Origin of the sequence: Rhodospirillum rubrum ATCC 11170, from assembly GCF_000013085.1 — a bacterium.
Lineage (GTDB): Bacteria > Pseudomonadota > Alphaproteobacteria > Rhodospirillales > Rhodospirillaceae > Rhodospirillum > Rhodospirillum rubrum.
This window is the reverse complement of sequence record NC_007643.1, coordinates 3,928,274-3,944,669: the sequence shown is the minus strand read 5'-3', so window position 1 is coordinate 3,944,669 and position 16,396 is coordinate 3,928,274. Positions and strand designations below refer to the sequence as shown.

The following is a 16,396-nucleotide window of genomic DNA, read 5'->3' as shown; positions in this document are numbered from 1 at the left end:
GGGTGCTGGTTATAGCGCAGCCCATCACCCGGCGCCAAGAGCGCCGCTCTTTTATGCGGCCCCGTCGGGCCGGCGCCAAGAGCGCCGCGATCTTATGCGACCCCACCGGGCCGGCGCCAAGGGCGCGGCGATCTTATGCGGTCCGCCTTGAAGGGATTAATCGGCGCGATTGAGCATGGCGCGTTTGGCCCGGCGCAACACCAGCCAGACGCTGGCGACGATCACCGGTACGGCGATGGCGGTGACGACGCTTTCCTTGACCTCCACCCCGGCGCCGGACACGCCCTTGGCCATATAGCCGACAAGCCCGACCAGATAATAACTGATGGCCACCACCGACAGCCCTTCAACCGCCTCTTGCAGACGCAGCTGGATGCGGGCCCGGCGGTTCATGCTTTCAAGCAGGCGCTTGTTCTGGGCCTGAAGATCGACCTCGACCCGGGCGCGCAGCAGACTGGCGACCCGCGCCCCGCGTTCGGACAGCGACTCGATGCGTTCGGAAACCGAGTCCACCGTGGCCATCGCCGGGGTCAATCGGCGGTCCATGAAGGCGCCGAAGGTAACGACGCCATCAAGACGCACCTCGCGCAATTCCTCCAGCCGGCGCTGGACCAGGGCGTGATAGGCCCGGGTGGCGGCGATGCGATAGGAATTGGCCGCCGCCAGGGATTCGACCTCGGCGGTCAGATTGGACAGCTCCGATAACAATTCGGCATCGGAATCCACGCCGTTGGGATCGGCCATCCGCGCCGCTACATGGGCCAGGACCATATCGATCCGTCGCAGGCCCGGGCTCGATTCCCGGGCCATCGGTAGGGCGAGCAGCGCCAGGGCCCGATAGGTGTTGAGCTCGAGCAGCCGCTGCACCAGACGTCCGGCATGACGGGGATTGAGATCGACGTCGCGGATCAGCATGCGCAGGCAGCGGTCATCGTGCAATCGCAGATCGGAATAGGCGAAGGCGGCGCCGCCTCCGACCGCCGACCCGACCACCGGATTGCCGGCGAAATGGCGAATGCTGAGTTCCTCGATCGAATACTCGGGCGTGTCCTTGGGCTCGACCACCAGATGCACCGCCGACAGCACCTGACCGGGCAGGGTGGCCAGCCAGTCGGGTGGCACCATATCAAGCGCCGGCTGGTCGAAGGGCAGATCCCCCGTTCGCCCGCGGCGCTGGAAAGTATAGGTGCAGAACTCGGTATGACGTTCGAACTGCAGGCCCAGCCCGCCCAGATTGGCGTTGAAGCGGGTCGCCCCCTTGGCCGGCACCGTTTCGCCCATGCGCGCGCAGAGCAGCCCCAGGTGGTCCAGGCTGGGATCGGTGATCTCGCCCGTCAGCACCGCCAAATGGCTCAGCCGGACCGGCGCCTCGATGGTTTCCGAGGGCCGGGCGTGCAACTCGTTAATCAACACCTCGCGCAGCGGGTGCTCGCGATAGGGCGGGATCATGGCGCTTCAGCCTTCGCGAACGGCTTTGACGAAGGCGCTGACGCGCTCGGGATCCTTGATCCCGCGCACCGTCTCCACGCCGCTCGACACATCCACGGCGGTGGCGCCGCTGACCTTGATGGCTTCGGCGACGTTCTCGGGCGTCAGGCCGCCGGCCAGCAACCAGGGCACCGGCGCCGAGAAACCGGCCAGCAGCGACCAGTCGAAGGTCTGGGCATGGCCGCCCGGGCGGTCGGCGCCGGCCGGGGGGCGGGCGTCAAACAGCAGGTAATCGGCGACCTCGGCATAAAGCGCCGCCCGCTCCAGATCGGCGGCGCTGGCGATCGGCAGGGCCTTGATCACCGGCAGGCCGTATTCCAGGCGCGCCCATTCCACCCGCTCGGGGCTTTCCTCGCCATGGAACTGCAAAACGTCCAGGCGCACCCCGGCGAAAACCGCCTCCAGGGTCGCATCATCGGCATCGACGAACAAACCGACGCGCAGCGGCCCGCCCTCTTCGGCATGGGGCACGCCGTCCAGCAGTTCGGCCGCCCGCGCCGGATCGAGATCGCGCGGCGAGGGCTCGAAGAAAACGAAGCCGATCATGTCGACCCCGGCTTCGACGGCGGCATCGACGCCGTCCTCGTCGGTCAATCCACAGATCTTGATCAGGGTCTCGCTCATATCCCGACGTCCCATCCCACGATTTCCCCGGCGATCAGCCGCGCCGCCTGGGCGGGATCGGTCGCCCCGGTGATCGGCCGGCCGATCACCAGCACATCGGCCCCCTCGGCCATCGCCTCTTGCGGGGTGACCACCCGCTTCTGGTCGTTGGTGGTCGACCACAGCGGCCGCACCCCCGGCGTCACCAGCAAGAAATCATCGCCCAAATCGGCGCGCAGCACCCGGGCCTCGCGGGCCGAGCAGACCACGCCATCAAGCCCGGCGTCGCGGGTCAGGGCGGCCAAACGCCGCACCTGATCAAGCACGCCGCCGGCGACGCCGGTTCCGCCCAGATCGTCGTCGTCCATGCTGGTCAGCACGGTCACGGCGATCATCTTGGGCGGCGCGATCCCCAGGGCCAGGGCCTCGCTTTGCGCGGCCTCGCGCGCGGCGATCATCATCGCCCGCCCGCCACAGGCGTGGACATTGAGCAAGGCCGGCGCCAGCGGCATCACCGCGCGCACCGCCCCGGCCACCGTATTGGGGATGTCATGGAACTTGAGATCAAGGAACAGCGGCAGGGCGCCGGCCCTGCACACCTCCTTGACGCCCTTGTGCCCATTGCGGGCGAAAAACTCGAGTCCAAGCTTGATGCCGCCGACCTCGTCATGGAGGCGGGCGGCAAGGGTGGTCGCATCGCCGACAACGGTGGTGTCGATCGCGACGAAAACCGGATTTTGCGTCATCTGTGCCATGGGCATGCCTTACACGAAAACCCCACGTCCGAAAAGGCCGGGGAGAGACTTGTCTTGAAGCTTTCTTTCTCGGCGGACGGGCAAGGGCGACCGGGGGCCCGCGGCTTACTTCCCCGGGGTTGGGCTGGGCAGTTCCACGGTGAACATCGCGCCGACGATCTTTCCCTCGCCATCGCGGCGATTCTCGGCGCGGATGGTGCCGCGATGGGTTTCAACGATCTGCTGGGAAATCGACAGCCCCAGGCCGGAATGGGTGCCGAATTTCTCCTCGCGCGGCCGCTCGGAATAGAAGCGCTTGAAGATATCGGCCTCCTTGCCCGGCGGAATGCCCGGGCCGTCATCGGCCACGGTGATCACCACCTTGCCCTTGGTTCGCCAAGCGCGCAGCGTGATGGTGCCACCGGGCGGGCTGAAGGACACCGCGTTGCCGATCAGATTGCGGAAGACCTGGACCAGGCGGCCTTCCAGACCTTCGATGCCCAGCGCGTCGCCGGCATCGCCCATCACCTTGATCGTCACCCCGCGCTGTTCGGCCTCGGCGGCGTGAACCTCGGCCAGCATTTCCAGCATCGGCCGGATCTCGACCGATTCCATCTCGGCCCGCGACAGCTCGGCATCCAGGCGCGAGGCGTCGGAGATATCGGTGATCAGCCGGTTTAGGCGCTGAACGTCATCGACGATCACCGCCATCAGGCGTTTTTGCTGATTGGGATCATCGATGCGGGCGACGGTTTCAACGGCGCTGCGCAACGAGGTCAGCGGATTCTTGATCTCATGGGCGACATCGGCGGCGAAGCGTTCGATCGCGTCCATGCGCGCCCACAGCACCTCGGTCATCTCGCGCAGGGCGGCCGACAGGTCGCCCAGTTCGTCGCGGCGGTTGGAGAAATCGGGGATCGCCTCGTGGCGACCGGCCTTGCCGTGGCGAACGCGATCGGCGGCGCCGGCCAGCCGCAGCAGCGGCCGCACGATGGTGCCGGCGATATAGAACGACAGCAAGATGGTCAGGGCCAGGGTGAAGGCGAAGATCTCGATCACCCCCAGGCGCATCTCGAACAGGGTTTCGTCGATCTCCTCGGCGCCCCGGCTGACCATGACGGCGCCAACCACCTGCTTGTAATATTGCACCGGCACGGCGACCGACAGCACCCGGTCGCGGGTTGGCCGCACCCGCATGAAAAAGCCGCTTTCCCCCTCGGTCAGGGCGCGCAGAACTTCGGGATAGTCCTCGGCCGACTGATTGGGCCGCTCGATATAGGGCTGAAGCTTCGCCAGATCGCTCGAAGGATGGATGATCGCGTCATAGAACCGCCGCAACAGCCCGACTCCGTTGTCGGGAAGCACGGGCGGCGGCAGATCCATCACCTGGACCATGCCGCCATAGCCGACCAGCCGGCGGCTATCGGCGACCAGGGTGCCCGAGGTGTCGAACAGCCGAGCCCGCACCTCGGCGAGATTGGCCAGTCGGCGCACCATCTGGCGCGACATTTCCGGATTGATGCCGTGGGTGGCGCGCACCACCGGGCCTTCGACGCTGACCTCCAGATTGATCGCCCCCTCGCCGATGGCCGCGGCGATCAGATCGGCCTCGGTGCGCATCGCCTGGAAGGTGCTGGCGGTCAGGGCGTCTTCATAGGTGTCAAGATAAAGGAAGCCGCCCGCCAGCAGGATCGGGGCGATCAGATTGACCGCCAGGATCCGCCGCGACAAGGGCGAGCGTAAAAGTCCGCGCGGCCGCCGATGCCGGCGCCGCTTGGGCTCCTGGGTGGAATCGGGCCTGTCGCCCGGATCGGCACGCATTCCCCTGCTTCCACCCCTTAACGCTTAAGCTCCGGCCTTGACGGTGATCGGGTCGCGGTAGCGATAGCCGACGCCATAAAGGGTTTCGATCTCCGAGAACTCGCGATCGACCTCGCGGAACTTCTTGCGCAGTCGTTTGATATGGCTGTCGATGGTGCGGTCATCGACATAGATGTTTTCCCCATAGGCCGCGTCGATCAGCTGGTCGCGGCTTTTGACATGGCCGGGGCGTTGCGCCAGGGCCTGGATGATCAGGAATTCGGTCACCGTCAGATCGACCGGCCGTTCAAGCCAAGTGCAGAGGTGGCGATCGGGATCAAGGGTCAGATCGCCGCGCACCAAAGCCGCCGCCGACAGCTCTGGCCCCCCCGGCGAGGCTTTCTGCAGATCGAGCCGGCGCAAGATGGCGCGGATGCGCTCGATCAGCAAGCGTTGGGAAAACGGCTTCTTGATATAGTCGTCGGCGCCCATGCGCAGACCGAGAAGCTCGTCGACCTCGTCATCCTTCGAAGTCAGGAAGATCACCGGCATGGCGGTGCGCTCGCGCAGCTTCTGAAGCAGTTCCATGCCATCCATGCGCGGCATCTTGATATCGAGGACGGCCAGATCGACCGGTTCGATACTCAGCCCGCGCAAAGCCTCCGCCCCGTCCGTATAGGTCACCACCCGAAATCCTTCGGCTTCGAGCGTCATCGACACGGAGGTCAGGATATTGCGGTCGTCATCCACCAAGGCGATGCTGTGGGTCACGGGTGTCCTCTCCTCTAGCTGCCACCGGACGGGGACGGGAACGCGGTCGCCATCATAGCAGCGACCGCGAAACGGTCCCGTCCCTTTCTTCACCTGACGCCGGTTTGTGGCAAAAGTAGCGGTGGGCGGATGCCTAGATCATTTGGCGGCGGCGCCGTCGCCGTGGCCGGGCATCGTCATGCCGGGCATCGCCCCATGGTCGGGCTTGGGGGCAGCCCCGCCCATCGCCCCGGCGCCCTTGACCGTCACGTCGATCGTCGCCTTGCCCGCCTTCTCGAAGGTCAGGGTCAGGGGGAAGCTCTGTCCCTCGCTCAGCGGCGCCTTGAGGCCGATCAACATCACATGGAAGCTGCCCGGGCGCAGGGCGACGCTGCCCTTGGCCGGCAGATCGATGGCGTCGACCTGGCGCATCCTCATCACGGTGCCATCCATGATGTGGGTGTGAAGCTCGACGGTTTCCGAGACATCGGCCGAGGCCGAGAGCAAACGATCGGCATCGCCCGTATTGGTCAGGGTCAGGAAGGCGCCGCCGACCTTGGCCGCGCCGGGGGTGGCGCGCGCCCAGGCGTCGGAAACGGTGATCGTTCCGGCGGTGGCTTCGGCGCGGGCGCCATCGTCATTGGCCAAGGCGGGCGCCGGGGCGAGGGGCAGGGCGAAGGCCCCGCCCAGGCAAAGAACGGCGCAGGCGGACAGCAGGGACCGGCGAACGGACATGGTCGCGTACTCCAAAAGAGCGATAAACGAAGAGAAAGCGGGATCGGCGGGGCGCCAAGCGGGGGCCGGGGGGCCGGCTCAGGCGCGCGGGTTCCCCGCCGGTGGTCCCCGGGGCCAGGGCCGCGGCCGCTGATGGGCCGCCCGCCGGCCAAGGACCGGCAAGGCCATTTGGGGAGGGGCCGGTTGGGCGCAAGGACGCGGCGCCGCTAAATCCGCGGGCGGGGTGCCGACCAATCCCAGGGCCGAACAGACCGGACAGGTCTGCGGGTCGCCATCGGCTGTCGCGCGACCCCAAGGACCCTCTTCACGGGGAGCGCCCGGAACGAGGCCGAGGGCGCCGCTGCACACCACCAGGGGCTGACCGCCCGGTCCCCTGGGCAAGCTTATCCCTTGCCCCAGCGGCACCATGATCTGGACGCAAAGCGCCAGCACCATCATCCGCAGCCCAAAGGCGGCCGGGCCGGATGTCGCCAAACGGAAGGGGGGGCGAAGGCGCCGTCGGATCACCAGAAAGTCCCGTCTGTTCAACCGGAAGGAAGCCGATCACCCAGACTAAGCGATTTCCCGGGAACGGCAATCCGCTTTGACCCCGAAAGCAGACGGCTCGAAACAAAATTACAAAAACCGTTACAACCGGGGACACCCCCTCGGGTTACCCTACCAACCAGCCGCGTGCAGGCCTATAGTGGATCGCCTTATGAAAGATCTCGCGTTGATAAAGCCGTCCAACACCGATCGTCGCGCCGTCAGGGTGATGGCGCGTGCCGCCCGGAAAGCCACCCTGGCGACGACGATGGCGGGGACGGGCCATCCTTATGCGTCGCTGGTTACCGTTGCCACGGACCATGCCGGCTCGCCGCTTCTTCTGCTCTCCACCCTGGCCGAGCACACCCGGGGGCTGCTGGCCGATTCGCGCGCCGCGCTGTTCCTTGAGGATGGCGAGGGGGAGAGCGATCCCCAAGCCAACCCCCAGGAGGCTGCGCGCGTTACGCTGCTCGGCCGGGTCGAGCGTCATGACGACGCCCTGGACCTGGGGCGTTTCCTGGCCCGCCACCCCAAGGCGGCGCGCTATGCCTCGTTTGGTGATTTTGGCCTCTATCGCCTGACCATCGAGCGCGCCCAGTACGTGGCCGGTTTTGGCCGGGCGCTGTGGATCGACGAGGGGCTGACGGTTCCGGTTTCGGCCGCCGCCGCGTTGCGCGCCGAGTCGCCAGCCCTGATCGCCGAGATGAACGCCGATCACGCCGACGCCCTGGCCCGACTGGCCGAGGCCGCCCTCACCGGTCGGCAAGCCCCCTTGAATCCCACCGACGAACGCCAAGCGAAAGGCTGGCGCCTCGTCGCCTGCGATACCGACGGCTGCGACCTGCTTAGGGGCGATCAGCCGCTGCGGTTGACCTTTCCCGCCCCGGCGGGCGATGCGCGAAGTGCAAAAGAGACGCTTTTGCAATGGGATGCCGCGCTGCGTGCCGAGAACGCTCCCAACCCTGGGTTCGGGGGAAGGGACTAAGAAAAAGGGCGAGCCATGCCGCCCGATGCAAATCCCGCTTACGGGATATTGCTCCAATCGCCGGAGCCCGCTAGGGTTTCGAAAAATACGACAAATGCTGGAGGAAGAGATGAGCGTCAAGCCAACCCGCAACAAGAAACTTCTCGACTGGGTCGAGGACATGACGGCCCTGTGTAAACCCGATCGGGTTTACTGGTGCGATGGATCCCAGGAAGAATACGACCGTCTTTGTCAGGCCATGGTCGATGATGGGACCTTCATCCGTCTCAACCCCGAGCTGCGCCCCAACAGCTTTCTGGCCCGCTCCGATCCGGCCGACGTCGCCCGGGTCGAAGACCGCACCTTCATTTGCGCCGCCACCGCCGACGAGGCCGGCCCGACCAACAACTGGATGGCGCCCGACGAGATGCGCGCCAAGCTGGCCGGGTTGTTCGACGGCTGCATGAAGGGCCGCACCCTTTACGTCATCCCCTTCTCGATGGGCCCGCTGGGCAGCCATATCGCCCAGATCGGCGTCGAGATCTCCGACAGCCCCTATGTCGCGGCCAATATGCGCATCATGACGCGCATGGGCTCGAAGGTGCTTGACGTTCTGGGCGAGGACGGCGATTTCGTGCCGGCCATGCATTCCGTCGGCAAGCCTTTGGCCCCGGGCGAGGTCGACAAGGGCTGGCCCTGCAATCCCGAGAACCGCTACATCGTCCACTTCCCCGACACCCGGGAAATCTGGTCCTTCGGCTCCGGGTACGGCGGCAACGCCCTGCTGGGCAAGAAGTGCTTCGCGCTGCGCATCGCCTCGGTGATGGCGCGCGACGAAGGCTGGCTGGCCGAACACATGCTGATCCTTGGCGTGAAAAGCCCGACGGGCGAGAAGCGCTATGTCGGCGGCGCCTTCCCCAGCGCCTGCGGCAAGACCAACTTCGCCATGCTGATTCCGCCCGAGGCCTATAAGGGTTGGGAAGTCACCACCATCGGCGACGATATCGCCTGGATCAAGCCGGGCGCCGACGGGCGGCTTTACGCCATCAATCCCGAGGCCGGCTATTTCGGCGTGGCGCCGGGCACCGGGGTTCATACCAACCCCAACGCCATGATCGCCTGCGCCAAGAACTCGATCTTCACCAATGTCGCGCTGACCGATGACGGCGACGTGTGGTGGGAAGGCATGACCGAGAAAAAGCCGGCCCATGCCATCGACTGGAAGGGCCAGGACTGGACCCCCGATTGCGGCCGCCCCGCCGCCCATCCCAACGCCCGCTTCACCGCTCCGGCCAATCAGGCGCCCTCGATCGACCCCGATTGGGAGAACCCCGACGGCGTGCCGATCAGCGCCTTCATCTTCGGCGGCCGGGTGGCGACCAACTTCCCGCTGGCCTTCCAAAGCTTTGACTGGACCCACGGCGTTTACCTCGCCGCCACCATGGGCTCGGAAGCCACCGCCGCCGCCGATGGCCAGTCGGGCATCCGCCGCGATCCGATGGCGATGCTGCCGTTCTGCGGCTACAACATGGCCGACTACTGGCAGCATTGGCTCGACATGGAAGACAAGGTCGGCGCCGACAAGCTGCCGCGCATCTTCCGCGTGAACTGGTTCCGCAAGGACGAGAACGGCAAGTTCATCTGGCCGGGCTTTGGCGAGAACATGCGCGCCCTGGAATGGATCATCGGTCGTTGCGAAGGGACGGCGGGCGCGGTGGAAAGCCCGATCGGCTTCGTGCCGCGCCGCGAGGATCTGCGGTGGGACGGCATCGTCGGCTTCGATGTCAGTCGCTTCTATCAGATCATGGCCATCCACAAGGATGTCGCCCGCAAGGAAGCCGAGACCCAGGACGTGTTCTTCGCCAAGTTCGGTGATCGCATGCCCAAGGCTCTGCTCGACCAGCGGACCGCCCTGCTCAAGCGCCTGGAAGACGCTCCCGAGGTGTGGGACCTGCCCCGCGCCGAGGCCGCCCAGTAACACGGGCCCTTTCTCTCTTCCTTCATCGCCTGCCGGCCGGCTCCCCCAAGGAGCCGGCCTTTTCTTTGACCGGAAGCTGGGCTGGGGGTGGCGCGCCCCCCAATACCCCCAAAAACAATACGTCTTGACTGTTTGTTTTTGTCGAACCAGACTAATTTTCAGACAATTTCGCGAGGGGGTCGGGCTATGCCTAATAATGAAGCAGACCACCCGCGCCGGCCGCGCCGTTCGCAGGAGGCGCGCAGCGCCGAGACCCGGGGCAAGCTGATCGCCGCCACCCTCGATGTGCTGTTGGCCGAAGGCTATCACGCCCTGACCACCCAGCGGATCTGTGACGTGGCCGGGGTGTCGCGCGGCGCCATGCTCCATCATTTTCCAAGCAAGGTTTCGCTGGTCGTCACCGCCATCGACCATCTGCTGACCACCGCCACCGAGGAGATCCGCGATCAGGCCAAGCGGGTTCACGGCGGTGAGATCAGCCTGGAGGCCTTTCTCGATTATTTGTGGCGCGAGCAGTTTTCCGGCCGGCTGTTCTATCTGACCTTGGAGCACGTCACCCTGGCGCGGACCCATGACGAGATCCGCGCCCCGCTGATCCCGGTGGTCAAACGCTTCCACGCGGCGCTGGACGAGACCTGGACCGAGGTCTTTCCGACCACCAGCCTCGCCCCCGGCGGCATCGCCACCGTTTTGAACCTGACGCTTTGCTTGATGCGCGGCATGGGTTTGCAAACCGTGCTGCGCCCGAACGACGACGCCTATTACCAAAGCCTGCTCTCCGCCTGGAAGGCCTTGTTGCCCGGCGTCGTCGAGGGCCGCTTCCCGCTGTCGCCGTCCGCGCTTTCCCCGCTCTCCCCCGTCCCGTCCCCGACCCCAAGGAGTGCCCGATGACCGCCCAAGTCCGTCCCCTCGCGCTGCCGCTCGTCCTCGCCGCCGGTTGCCTGCTCGGCGCCTCCGCCCAAGCCGCCGACAAAACCATGGTGATCGGCGCCCTGACCCCGATCTCGGGGGCGGGCAGCCCCTATGGCTCGGGCATGCAAAAGGCCCTTCAGGTCGGCGTCGACGACATCAACGCCGCCGGTGGCGCCTGCGGCACCTCCTTGTCGGTGGTGGGCGAGGATACCCAGACCAGCCCCGAGGCGGCGGTTCTCGCCGTCAAAAAGCTGGTCGAGGTCAATAAGGTTCAGGCGGTGATGGGCACCTGGTCGTCGGGCGTCACCCTGGCGGTGATGCCGATCACCACGGCGGCGGGCATTCCGCTGTTGAACACCTCGGGGGCTCCGGCCATTTCCACCGACGACAAGGCCGATCTGGTCTGGCGCTTCCAGGCGACCAACGGCCGTTTCGGGCGCGCCTTCGCCGAGATCGCCGATCAGGGCGGTTTCACGCGGCCGGCGACCATGGCCTTCAACAACGCTTCGGGCATCGGCAATACGCAAGGCTTCGTCGAGGCTTGGAAGAAAAAGGGCAAGGATATCGTCGCCTCGGTGGTCTATGAGCCCAAGCAGGCCAGCTACCGCTCGGAGCTGCAAAAGATCCTGGCCGCCAAGCCCGATGTCGTGGTGATGGGGTCCTATCTGCCCGATACCACCATCATCCTGCGCGAATGGTTCCAAAGCGGCGAGAACCCCGATCTCAAGTGGATCATTCCCGGCTGGGCGGCCAATGAAAAGCTGGTCGAGGCGCTTGGGCCGGAGGTGACCGAGGGCCTTTTGTCGGTCGACAGCATCAGCAACGAGAAGGCCGCCTCGCTCGACCATTTCAACACCGCCTTTCAGAAGGCCACCGGCGCTTCGACCGGCGGCAATGTCTATGCGGCGATGACCTATGACATGGCCGTGGTCTGGGGATTGGCCATGCAGGCCTCCTGCCCCGATCTGTCGCCCAAGGCGATCAACGCCAAGATCCGCGCCGTCGATGATGCGGCCGGCGAGAAGGTCTTCACCTTCGCCGAAGGCAAGGCCGCCCTGGAAGCGGGCAAGACCATCAACTACGAGGGGGCGTCAAGCCAGCTCGCCCTTGATGCCTATGGCGATGTCACCCCCGATTTCAGCCTGTCGACGATCGCCAAGGGCAAGCTTGTGCGCAAGGGCGTGGTGTCTCTGCCCATCGAGTGACGCCGCCGGCTTTGATCCTTTAGTTGGGGCGGCCGCCGAGCGGGCCGCCCCGCCTCTTCCACCTTTGGGAAGCGAGACCGACCGTGGATTCCGCCTATCTCCTTAATCTGGCCTTCAACGGCGCGGTCATCGGGCTGATCACCGCCCTGGCCGCCCTGTCGATCACCCTGGTCTTCGGCATCGCCCGCTTTCCCAACGCCGCCACCGGCGATGTCGCCACCGCCGGCGCCTTCGCCGGTCTGCTTGGCCCGGTGCTGGGCAGCGGAGCTTTGCCGATCATCCTGGTTGGCATGGCGACTTCAGCGGCTGTGTCGCTGCTGTTCTATGTCGTGCTGTTTCGCGCCCTGGCCAAACGCTCGCCGGTGGCCTCGCTGATCGCCTCGATCGGCATGGCCTTTTTCCTGCGCGCCGTTCTCACCTATTTCATCGGCCATGATCAGCGGGTCTATCCGCTGCCGCTGGTCCGCGCCGTGCCCTTTGGTCCCTTGCGGGTTCAGGCCGCCGATATCCAGGTGATCGTCTGGGCCGGCGCCGCCCTGGCCGTGACCTTTGCCCTGATCCATCTGACGCCGATCGGCAAACGCATGCGCGCCGTCGCCGATAACCCCGATCTGGCGCGCAGCAGCGGCATCAACGCCAATAAGGTGATGGTGGTGATGTGGGTGGTCGCCGGCTTGCTCGCCGGGCTGGCCGGAACCCTGCTGGGCGTCAAGACCGTGGTCTCGCCGGAAATGGGCTGGGATCTGCTGATGCCGGCCTTCGCCGCCACCATCCTTGGCACCATCGGCAATCCCTTGGGCGCGGTGCTGGGCGGCCTGCTGATCGGTCTCGCCCAAGAGCTTTCCACGCCGCTGGTCGGCTTCACCTACAAGATCGGCGTCGGTTTTCTGGTGTTGCTGCTGACCTTGCTGATCCGACCCCAGGGCCTGTTCGCCAAGAACAGCCTCGTCCGCTGATCCCCGACCGGAGCGACGGCCATGCTCTCTTATCTTCTCGCGGTGACGGTGATCGCGCTGATCTATTCGTTGATGACGCTGGGGCTGAACCTGCAATACGGCTTCACCGGCCTGATCAATTTCGGCGTCGTCGGCTTTTTCGCCATCGGCGCCTATACCTCGGCCCTGCTGGTGGTCGCCGGTTGGCCGATCCTGCTCGCCCTGCCCTGCGCCGTGGCGGCGAGCGCCCTGGTCTCCTGGCCGGTCGCCCTGCTGTCTTTGCGCCTGCGCATCGAATATTTTGCCATCGTCATGCTGGGCTTTGCCGAAACCATCCGGCTGGTGGTGACCAGCGAAGGCTGGCTGACCGGCGGCGTGCAGGGGGTGACGGGTATTCCGTCGCTGGCCGCCGCCCTCGGCCTATCCATGGAATCGACCCTGCTGACCGCCCTGGTCGCCCTCGGCGCCGTTATCGGCGTGGTCTGGCTGTCCCGGCGTCTGGTCGCCAGCCCCTTTGGCCGGATCATCCGCGCCATTCGCGACGATGAAGACGCCGTTCAGGCCCTGGGCAAGGCTCCGGGGCGCTTCAAGGTGGCGGTTTTCGTGCTGGGCAGCGCCTCGGCCGGCCTCGCCGGCGCGCTTTATGCCCATTACATCACCTATATCTCCCCCGATCAGTTCATGTCGTTGCTGACCTTCTATATCTGGGTGGCGATGATTTTGGGCGGAGTCGGGCGGGTTGGCGGGGCGGTTTTGGGAACGGCCGTGCTGATCGGCCTGATGGAGGGCTCGCGGTTCCTGCGCGATATCCTGCCCGGAGTCGCCGAGGTTGAAATGGCCTCGATCCGCCTAGGCGTCATCGGTCTGGCCCTGATGGTGTTGATGCGCTTCCGTCCGGAAGGATTGCTTGGCAAGGGGCGCGGCGCATGAACAGCGATCGTCTGGTCATTCAGGACATCTATAAGGCCTTTGGCGGCGCCACCGTGCTTGAAGGCGTGACCCTGTCGGCCGCCGCCGGCGGGCTATCGGGGTTGATCGGCCCCAATGGCGCGGGCAAAAGCACGCTGTTTTCCATCGTCAGCGGCTTTCAGAAAGCCGATGCCGGCGAGATCTTTTTCGAAGGCCACGATGTCACCCGCCTCGACGTCGTCGACCGTGTGCGCCTGGGCATGGGCCGAACCTTCCAGGTGCCGCGCGAATTCGGCTCGCTCAGCGTGCGCGAGAACCTGATGGCCGCCGCCCCCGACCAAAGCGGCGAAAGCCTGCTTTCGGTCTTCCTGCGCCCCGGCGCCATCCGCGCCCAGGAAGCCGCGATCGCCGAGGAGGCCGACGGCTGGCTGGACTTCCTTAACCTGAGCGCCGTCGCCGATCTTCGCGCCGCCAGCCTGTCGGGCGGTCAGCGCAAGCTGCTCGAACTAGGGCGGGTGCTGATGTTAAGGCCGCGCATGATCCTGCTCGACGAACCCTTCGCCGGGGTCAATCCGGTGCTGATCGGCGAAATCGCCCAAAAGATCCGCACCCTTTCGGCGCGCGGCATCGGTTTTCTGATCGTCGAGCATAATCTGGCCTCGCTGTCGGCCCTGGTCGATCACCTGTTCGTCATCGACCGCGGCACCCTGCTGGCCGAGGGCCATCCGGCCGCCGTTCTGGCCGACCCCCGCGTGCGCGAAGCCTATATGGGAGGCGTGGTATGAGCGTTCTGGTCGTTGAGGGCATGGCGGCGGGCTATGGCGATGTCGATATCCTGTCCGATATCGCGCTGCGCGTCGATCCGCTGGAGATCGTCACCATCGCCGGCACCAATGGCGCGGGCAAGTCGACCCTGGTCAAGGGGTTGATGGGCCTGCTCACCCGCATCCGGGGCAAGGTGGAGTTCGAAGGAACCTCGCTGCTGGGCGTCGCCGCCGAACGGCGTATCCACCTGGGTATTTCCTATGTGCCCCAGGTCAACAACGTCTTCCCGTCGCTGACCGTTCTGGAAAACCTTGAAGTGGTCGAAGGGGTGGGGAACCGCGCCCGGCAGATCGCCAAGATGATCGAGCGTTTCCCCGCCCTCGCCGCCCGCCGCGCCACCCGCGCCGGGGCGCTGTCGGGCGGTGAGCGCCAGCAACTGGCCTTCGCCCGCGCCCTGATGCCCGCCCCCCGGCTGGTCATCCTCGATGAACCGACGGCGGCCCTTTCCCCCGCCCTGGTCACCGGCGTTCTCGAGACCATTCGCGGCCTGCCGGGGCTGGGCGTTTCGGTGCTGCTGGTCGAACAGCGCGCCCGTCAGGCCCTGGCGATCAGCGATCAGGGCTGCATCCTTGATAGCGGCAAGGTGGTGATCGCCGATCGCGCCAGCGCCTTGCTGGCCGACGAGCGCATGGCCGAATTGTACCTGGGCGAGCATTGACCCGATGCCCGCTCCTTCGTCTCCATAAGGAAGCAGACCATTATGCGTGAGACCGTTTTCCGCAATGCCCGTGTTCTTGACGTCGCCCGTGGAGCCTATGACGACGGCCAATCCGTGGTGGTGCGCGATGGCGTGATCGTCGCCGTGGCGACGGATGCCCACCGGCTGGCCGGGGCCGATGCCCGCGAGATCGACGTGGCCGGTCGGGTGCTGATGCCCGGGCTGTGCGATGCCCATGTCCATGTCACCGCCTTTACCCCCGATTTCGCCCTGCTTGGCCGCACCGCGCCAAGCTATGTCACCGTGCGGGCCCAGGACATTCTGCAGGGCATGATCGGGCGGGGCTTCACCACCGTGCGCGATGCCGGCGGCGCCGATTGGGGCTTGGCCAAGGCCCTGGCCGAAGGGGCGATCGTCGGCCCGCGCCTGCTTTATTGCGGACACGCGCTGTCGCAAACCGGCGGTCACGCCGATATGCGCGGCCCCGGCCAGCATAATCTTGACCAATGCCTGTGCTGCGCCGGCCTGGGTCAAGTCTGCGACGGCGTGCCCGAAATGCGCCGGGCCTGCCGCGAGGAGATCCGCAAGGGCGCCACCCATCTCAAGCTGATGGTCTCGGGGGGCGTCGCCTCGCCCACCGACCGCATCGATTCCACCCAATTCGCCCTGGACGAACTGCGCGCCGCCTGCGAAGAGGCCGAGGCCGCCAATATTCCGGTGATGGCCCACGCCTATACCGGCCGCGCCGCCGTGCGGGCCCTTGAAGCCGGCGTCAGTTCCATCGAGCACGGCAATCTGATCGATCAGGCGGCGATCGATACCTTGCTGCGCCTTGACCGCTGGCTGGTGCCGACCCTGGCCACCTATCACGCCCTGGCCGCCGAAGGGGTCGAGGCGGGGATGCCGGCCGAGCTTAACAAAAAGGTCTATACCGTGCTCGAGGCTGGCACCGAGGCCCTGCGCATGGCCGCCAAAGCCGGGGTCAAGCTGGTCTATGGCTCGGATCTGCTGGGCACCATGCAGCGCCACCAGCTGACGGAATTCGCCATCCGCGCCGTCGTTCAGGACCCCATCGACATCCTGCGCGCCGCCACCACGCAAGCCGCCGCCCTGTTCCGCATGGAGGATCGCATCGGCGCCGTGCGCGCGGGCTATCTGGCCGATCTGTTGATCGTCGACGGCGACGTTCTCCACAGCGTCGCCCCGTGGTCGGCCCCCGAAGAGACGATCAAGATGGTGATGAAGGACGGCGAGATCCTGGTCTCGCGCTAGAGCAAATCCCGAGCAATCTGAATCAGATTGCGACGACGATTTGCTTAAATACCAAAAGCTTAGAGCATCGAGCGTGAACCCGATTTCACGCTCGATGCTCTAA

15 protein-coding genes are annotated in these 16,396 nt (G+C 66.0%); 9 read left to right on the top strand and 6 right to left on the bottom strand.

The genetic code is table 11. The annotated features are described in order from the left end of the window. Window positions 1-156: 156 nt before the first annotated feature. The 6 genes from RRU_RS17705 to RRU_RS17680 all read right to left on the bottom strand — a co-directional run bounded on the left by RRU_RS17705 (window position 157) and on the right by RRU_RS17680 (window position 6,110). Window positions 157-1,449, bottom strand: a complete 1,293-nt coding sequence (locus tag RRU_RS17705; protein ID WP_011391173.1) for a DUF3422 family protein — start codon at window positions 1,447-1,449, stop codon at window positions 157-159. A gap of 6 nt (window positions 1,450-1,455) precedes the next feature. Continuing rightward, window positions 1,456-2,112 (bottom strand): phosphoribosylanthranilate isomerase, encoded by a 657-nt coding sequence (locus RRU_RS17700; RefSeq protein ID WP_011391172.1) that lies wholly within the window; start codon window positions 2,110-2,112, stop codon window positions 1,456-1,458. Next, the gene (gene pyrF, locus RRU_RS17695; RefSeq protein ID WP_011391171.1) at window positions 2,109-2,852 is read right to left on the bottom strand and encodes an orotidine-5'-phosphate decarboxylase; all 744 of its coding nucleotides are present in this window, start codon (window positions 2,850-2,852) and stop codon (window positions 2,109-2,111) included. Before pyrF ends, RRU_RS17700 begins: the two co-directional genes overlap by 4 nt. Before the next feature lie 99 nt (window positions 2,853-2,951). Beyond that, window positions 2,952-4,646: a stimulus-sensing domain-containing protein gene (locus RRU_RS17690; protein ID WP_011391170.1), complete on the bottom strand. Its 1,695-nt coding sequence runs from the start codon at window positions 4,644-4,646 to the stop codon at window positions 2,952-2,954. 24 nt (window positions 4,647-4,670) lie between these two features. Beyond that, entirely contained in the window at window positions 4,671-5,396 is a 726-nt protein-coding gene (locus tag RRU_RS17685; RefSeq protein WP_011391169.1) for a response regulator transcription factor, read from the bottom strand. 138 nt (window positions 5,397-5,534) lie between these two features. After that, window positions 5,535-6,110, bottom strand: coding sequence for a copper chaperone PCu(A)C (locus RRU_RS17680; protein ID WP_011391168.1), 576 nt, complete (start codon window positions 6,108-6,110; stop codon window positions 5,535-5,537). 712 nt (window positions 6,111-6,822) lie between these two features. Between RRU_RS17680 and RRU_RS17675 the strand changes: the two genes are divergently transcribed. From RRU_RS17675 to RRU_RS17635, 9 genes are all read left to right on the top strand, one after another. Beyond that, on the top strand, window positions 6,823-7,620 hold the full coding sequence (locus RRU_RS17675) for a HugZ family protein (protein ID WP_237703800.1): 798 nt from the start codon (window positions 6,823-6,825) through the stop codon (window positions 7,618-7,620). Between the two features lie 109 nt (window positions 7,621-7,729). After that, a complete protein-coding gene (locus RRU_RS17670) occupies window positions 7,730-9,577 on the top strand; it encodes a phosphoenolpyruvate carboxykinase (GTP) (protein WP_237703799.1) in 1,848 nt (615 codons plus the stop codon). 186 nt (window positions 9,578-9,763) lie between these two features. Continuing rightward, entirely contained in the window at window positions 9,764-10,468 is a 705-nt protein-coding gene (locus tag RRU_RS17665) for a TetR/AcrR family transcriptional regulator (RefSeq protein WP_011391165.1), read from the top strand. Beyond that, the gene (locus tag RRU_RS17660) at window positions 10,465-11,694 is read left to right on the top strand and encodes an ABC transporter substrate-binding protein (protein ID WP_011391164.1); all 1,230 of its coding nucleotides are present in this window, start codon (window positions 10,465-10,467) and stop codon (window positions 11,692-11,694) included. Before RRU_RS17665 ends, RRU_RS17660 begins: the two co-directional genes overlap by 4 nt. Window positions 11,695-11,777: 83 nt before the next feature. Further along, window positions 11,778-12,650, top strand: a complete 873-nt coding sequence (locus RRU_RS17655; RefSeq protein WP_011391163.1) for a branched-chain amino acid ABC transporter permease — start codon at window positions 11,778-11,780, stop codon at window positions 12,648-12,650. Between the two features lie 21 nt (window positions 12,651-12,671). Then, window positions 12,672-13,559 (top strand): branched-chain amino acid ABC transporter permease, encoded by an 888-nt coding sequence (locus tag RRU_RS17650; RefSeq protein ID WP_011391162.1) that lies wholly within the window; start codon window positions 12,672-12,674, stop codon window positions 13,557-13,559. Continuing rightward, complete coding sequence (locus RRU_RS17645) at window positions 13,556-14,323, top strand: ABC transporter ATP-binding protein (RefSeq protein WP_011391161.1); 768 nt, start codon at window positions 13,556-13,558, stop codon at window positions 14,321-14,323. The genes RRU_RS17650 and RRU_RS17645 overlap by 4 nt, the downstream gene beginning before the upstream one ends. Beyond that, a complete protein-coding gene (locus RRU_RS17640; RefSeq protein ID WP_011391160.1) occupies window positions 14,320-15,021 on the top strand; it encodes an ABC transporter ATP-binding protein in 702 nt (233 codons plus the stop codon). Before RRU_RS17645 ends, RRU_RS17640 begins: the two co-directional genes overlap by 4 nt. A 42-nt stretch (window positions 15,022-15,063) precedes the next feature. After that, window positions 15,064-16,293 (top strand): metal-dependent hydrolase family protein, encoded by a 1,230-nt coding sequence (locus tag RRU_RS17635; RefSeq protein ID WP_011391159.1) that lies wholly within the window; start codon window positions 15,064-15,066, stop codon window positions 16,291-16,293. The last annotated feature ends 103 nt before the right edge of the window (window positions 16,294-16,396 follow it).

Coding starts and splice junctions, on each gene's coding strand:
- RRU_RS17665 (WP_011391165.1), top strand. CDS start 9,764: ATGCCTAATAATGAAGCAGACCACCCGCGCCGGCCGCGCCGTTCGCAG.
- RRU_RS17690 (WP_011391170.1), bottom strand. CDS start 4,646: ATGCGTGCCGATCCGGGCGACAGGCCCGATTCCACCCAGGAGCCCAAG.
- RRU_RS17700 (WP_011391172.1), bottom strand. CDS start 2,112: ATGAGCGAGACCCTGATCAAGATCTGTGGATTGACCGACGAGGACGGC.
- pyrF (WP_011391171.1), bottom strand. CDS start 2,852: ATGCCCATGGCACAGATGACGCAAAATCCGGTTTTCGTCGCGATCGAC.
- RRU_RS17635 (WP_011391159.1), top strand. CDS start 15,064: ATGCGTGAGACCGTTTTCCGCAATGCCCGTGTTCTTGACGTCGCCCGT.
- RRU_RS17640 (WP_011391160.1), top strand. CDS start 14,320: ATGAGCGTTCTGGTCGTTGAGGGCATGGCGGCGGGCTATGGCGATGTC.
- RRU_RS17705 (WP_011391173.1), bottom strand. CDS start 1,449: ATGATCCCGCCCTATCGCGAGCACCCGCTGCGCGAGGTGTTGATTAAC.
- RRU_RS17650 (WP_011391162.1), top strand. CDS start 12,672: ATGCTCTCTTATCTTCTCGCGGTGACGGTGATCGCGCTGATCTATTCG.
- RRU_RS17660 (WP_011391164.1), top strand. CDS start 10,465: ATGACCGCCCAAGTCCGTCCCCTCGCGCTGCCGCTCGTCCTCGCCGCC.
- RRU_RS17670 (WP_237703799.1), top strand. CDS start 7,730: ATGAGCGTCAAGCCAACCCGCAACAAGAAACTTCTCGACTGGGTCGAG.
- RRU_RS17680 (WP_011391168.1), bottom strand. CDS start 6,110: ATGTCCGTTCGCCGGTCCCTGCTGTCCGCCTGCGCCGTTCTTTGCCTG.
- RRU_RS17645 (WP_011391161.1), top strand. CDS start 13,556: ATGAACAGCGATCGTCTGGTCATTCAGGACATCTATAAGGCCTTTGGC.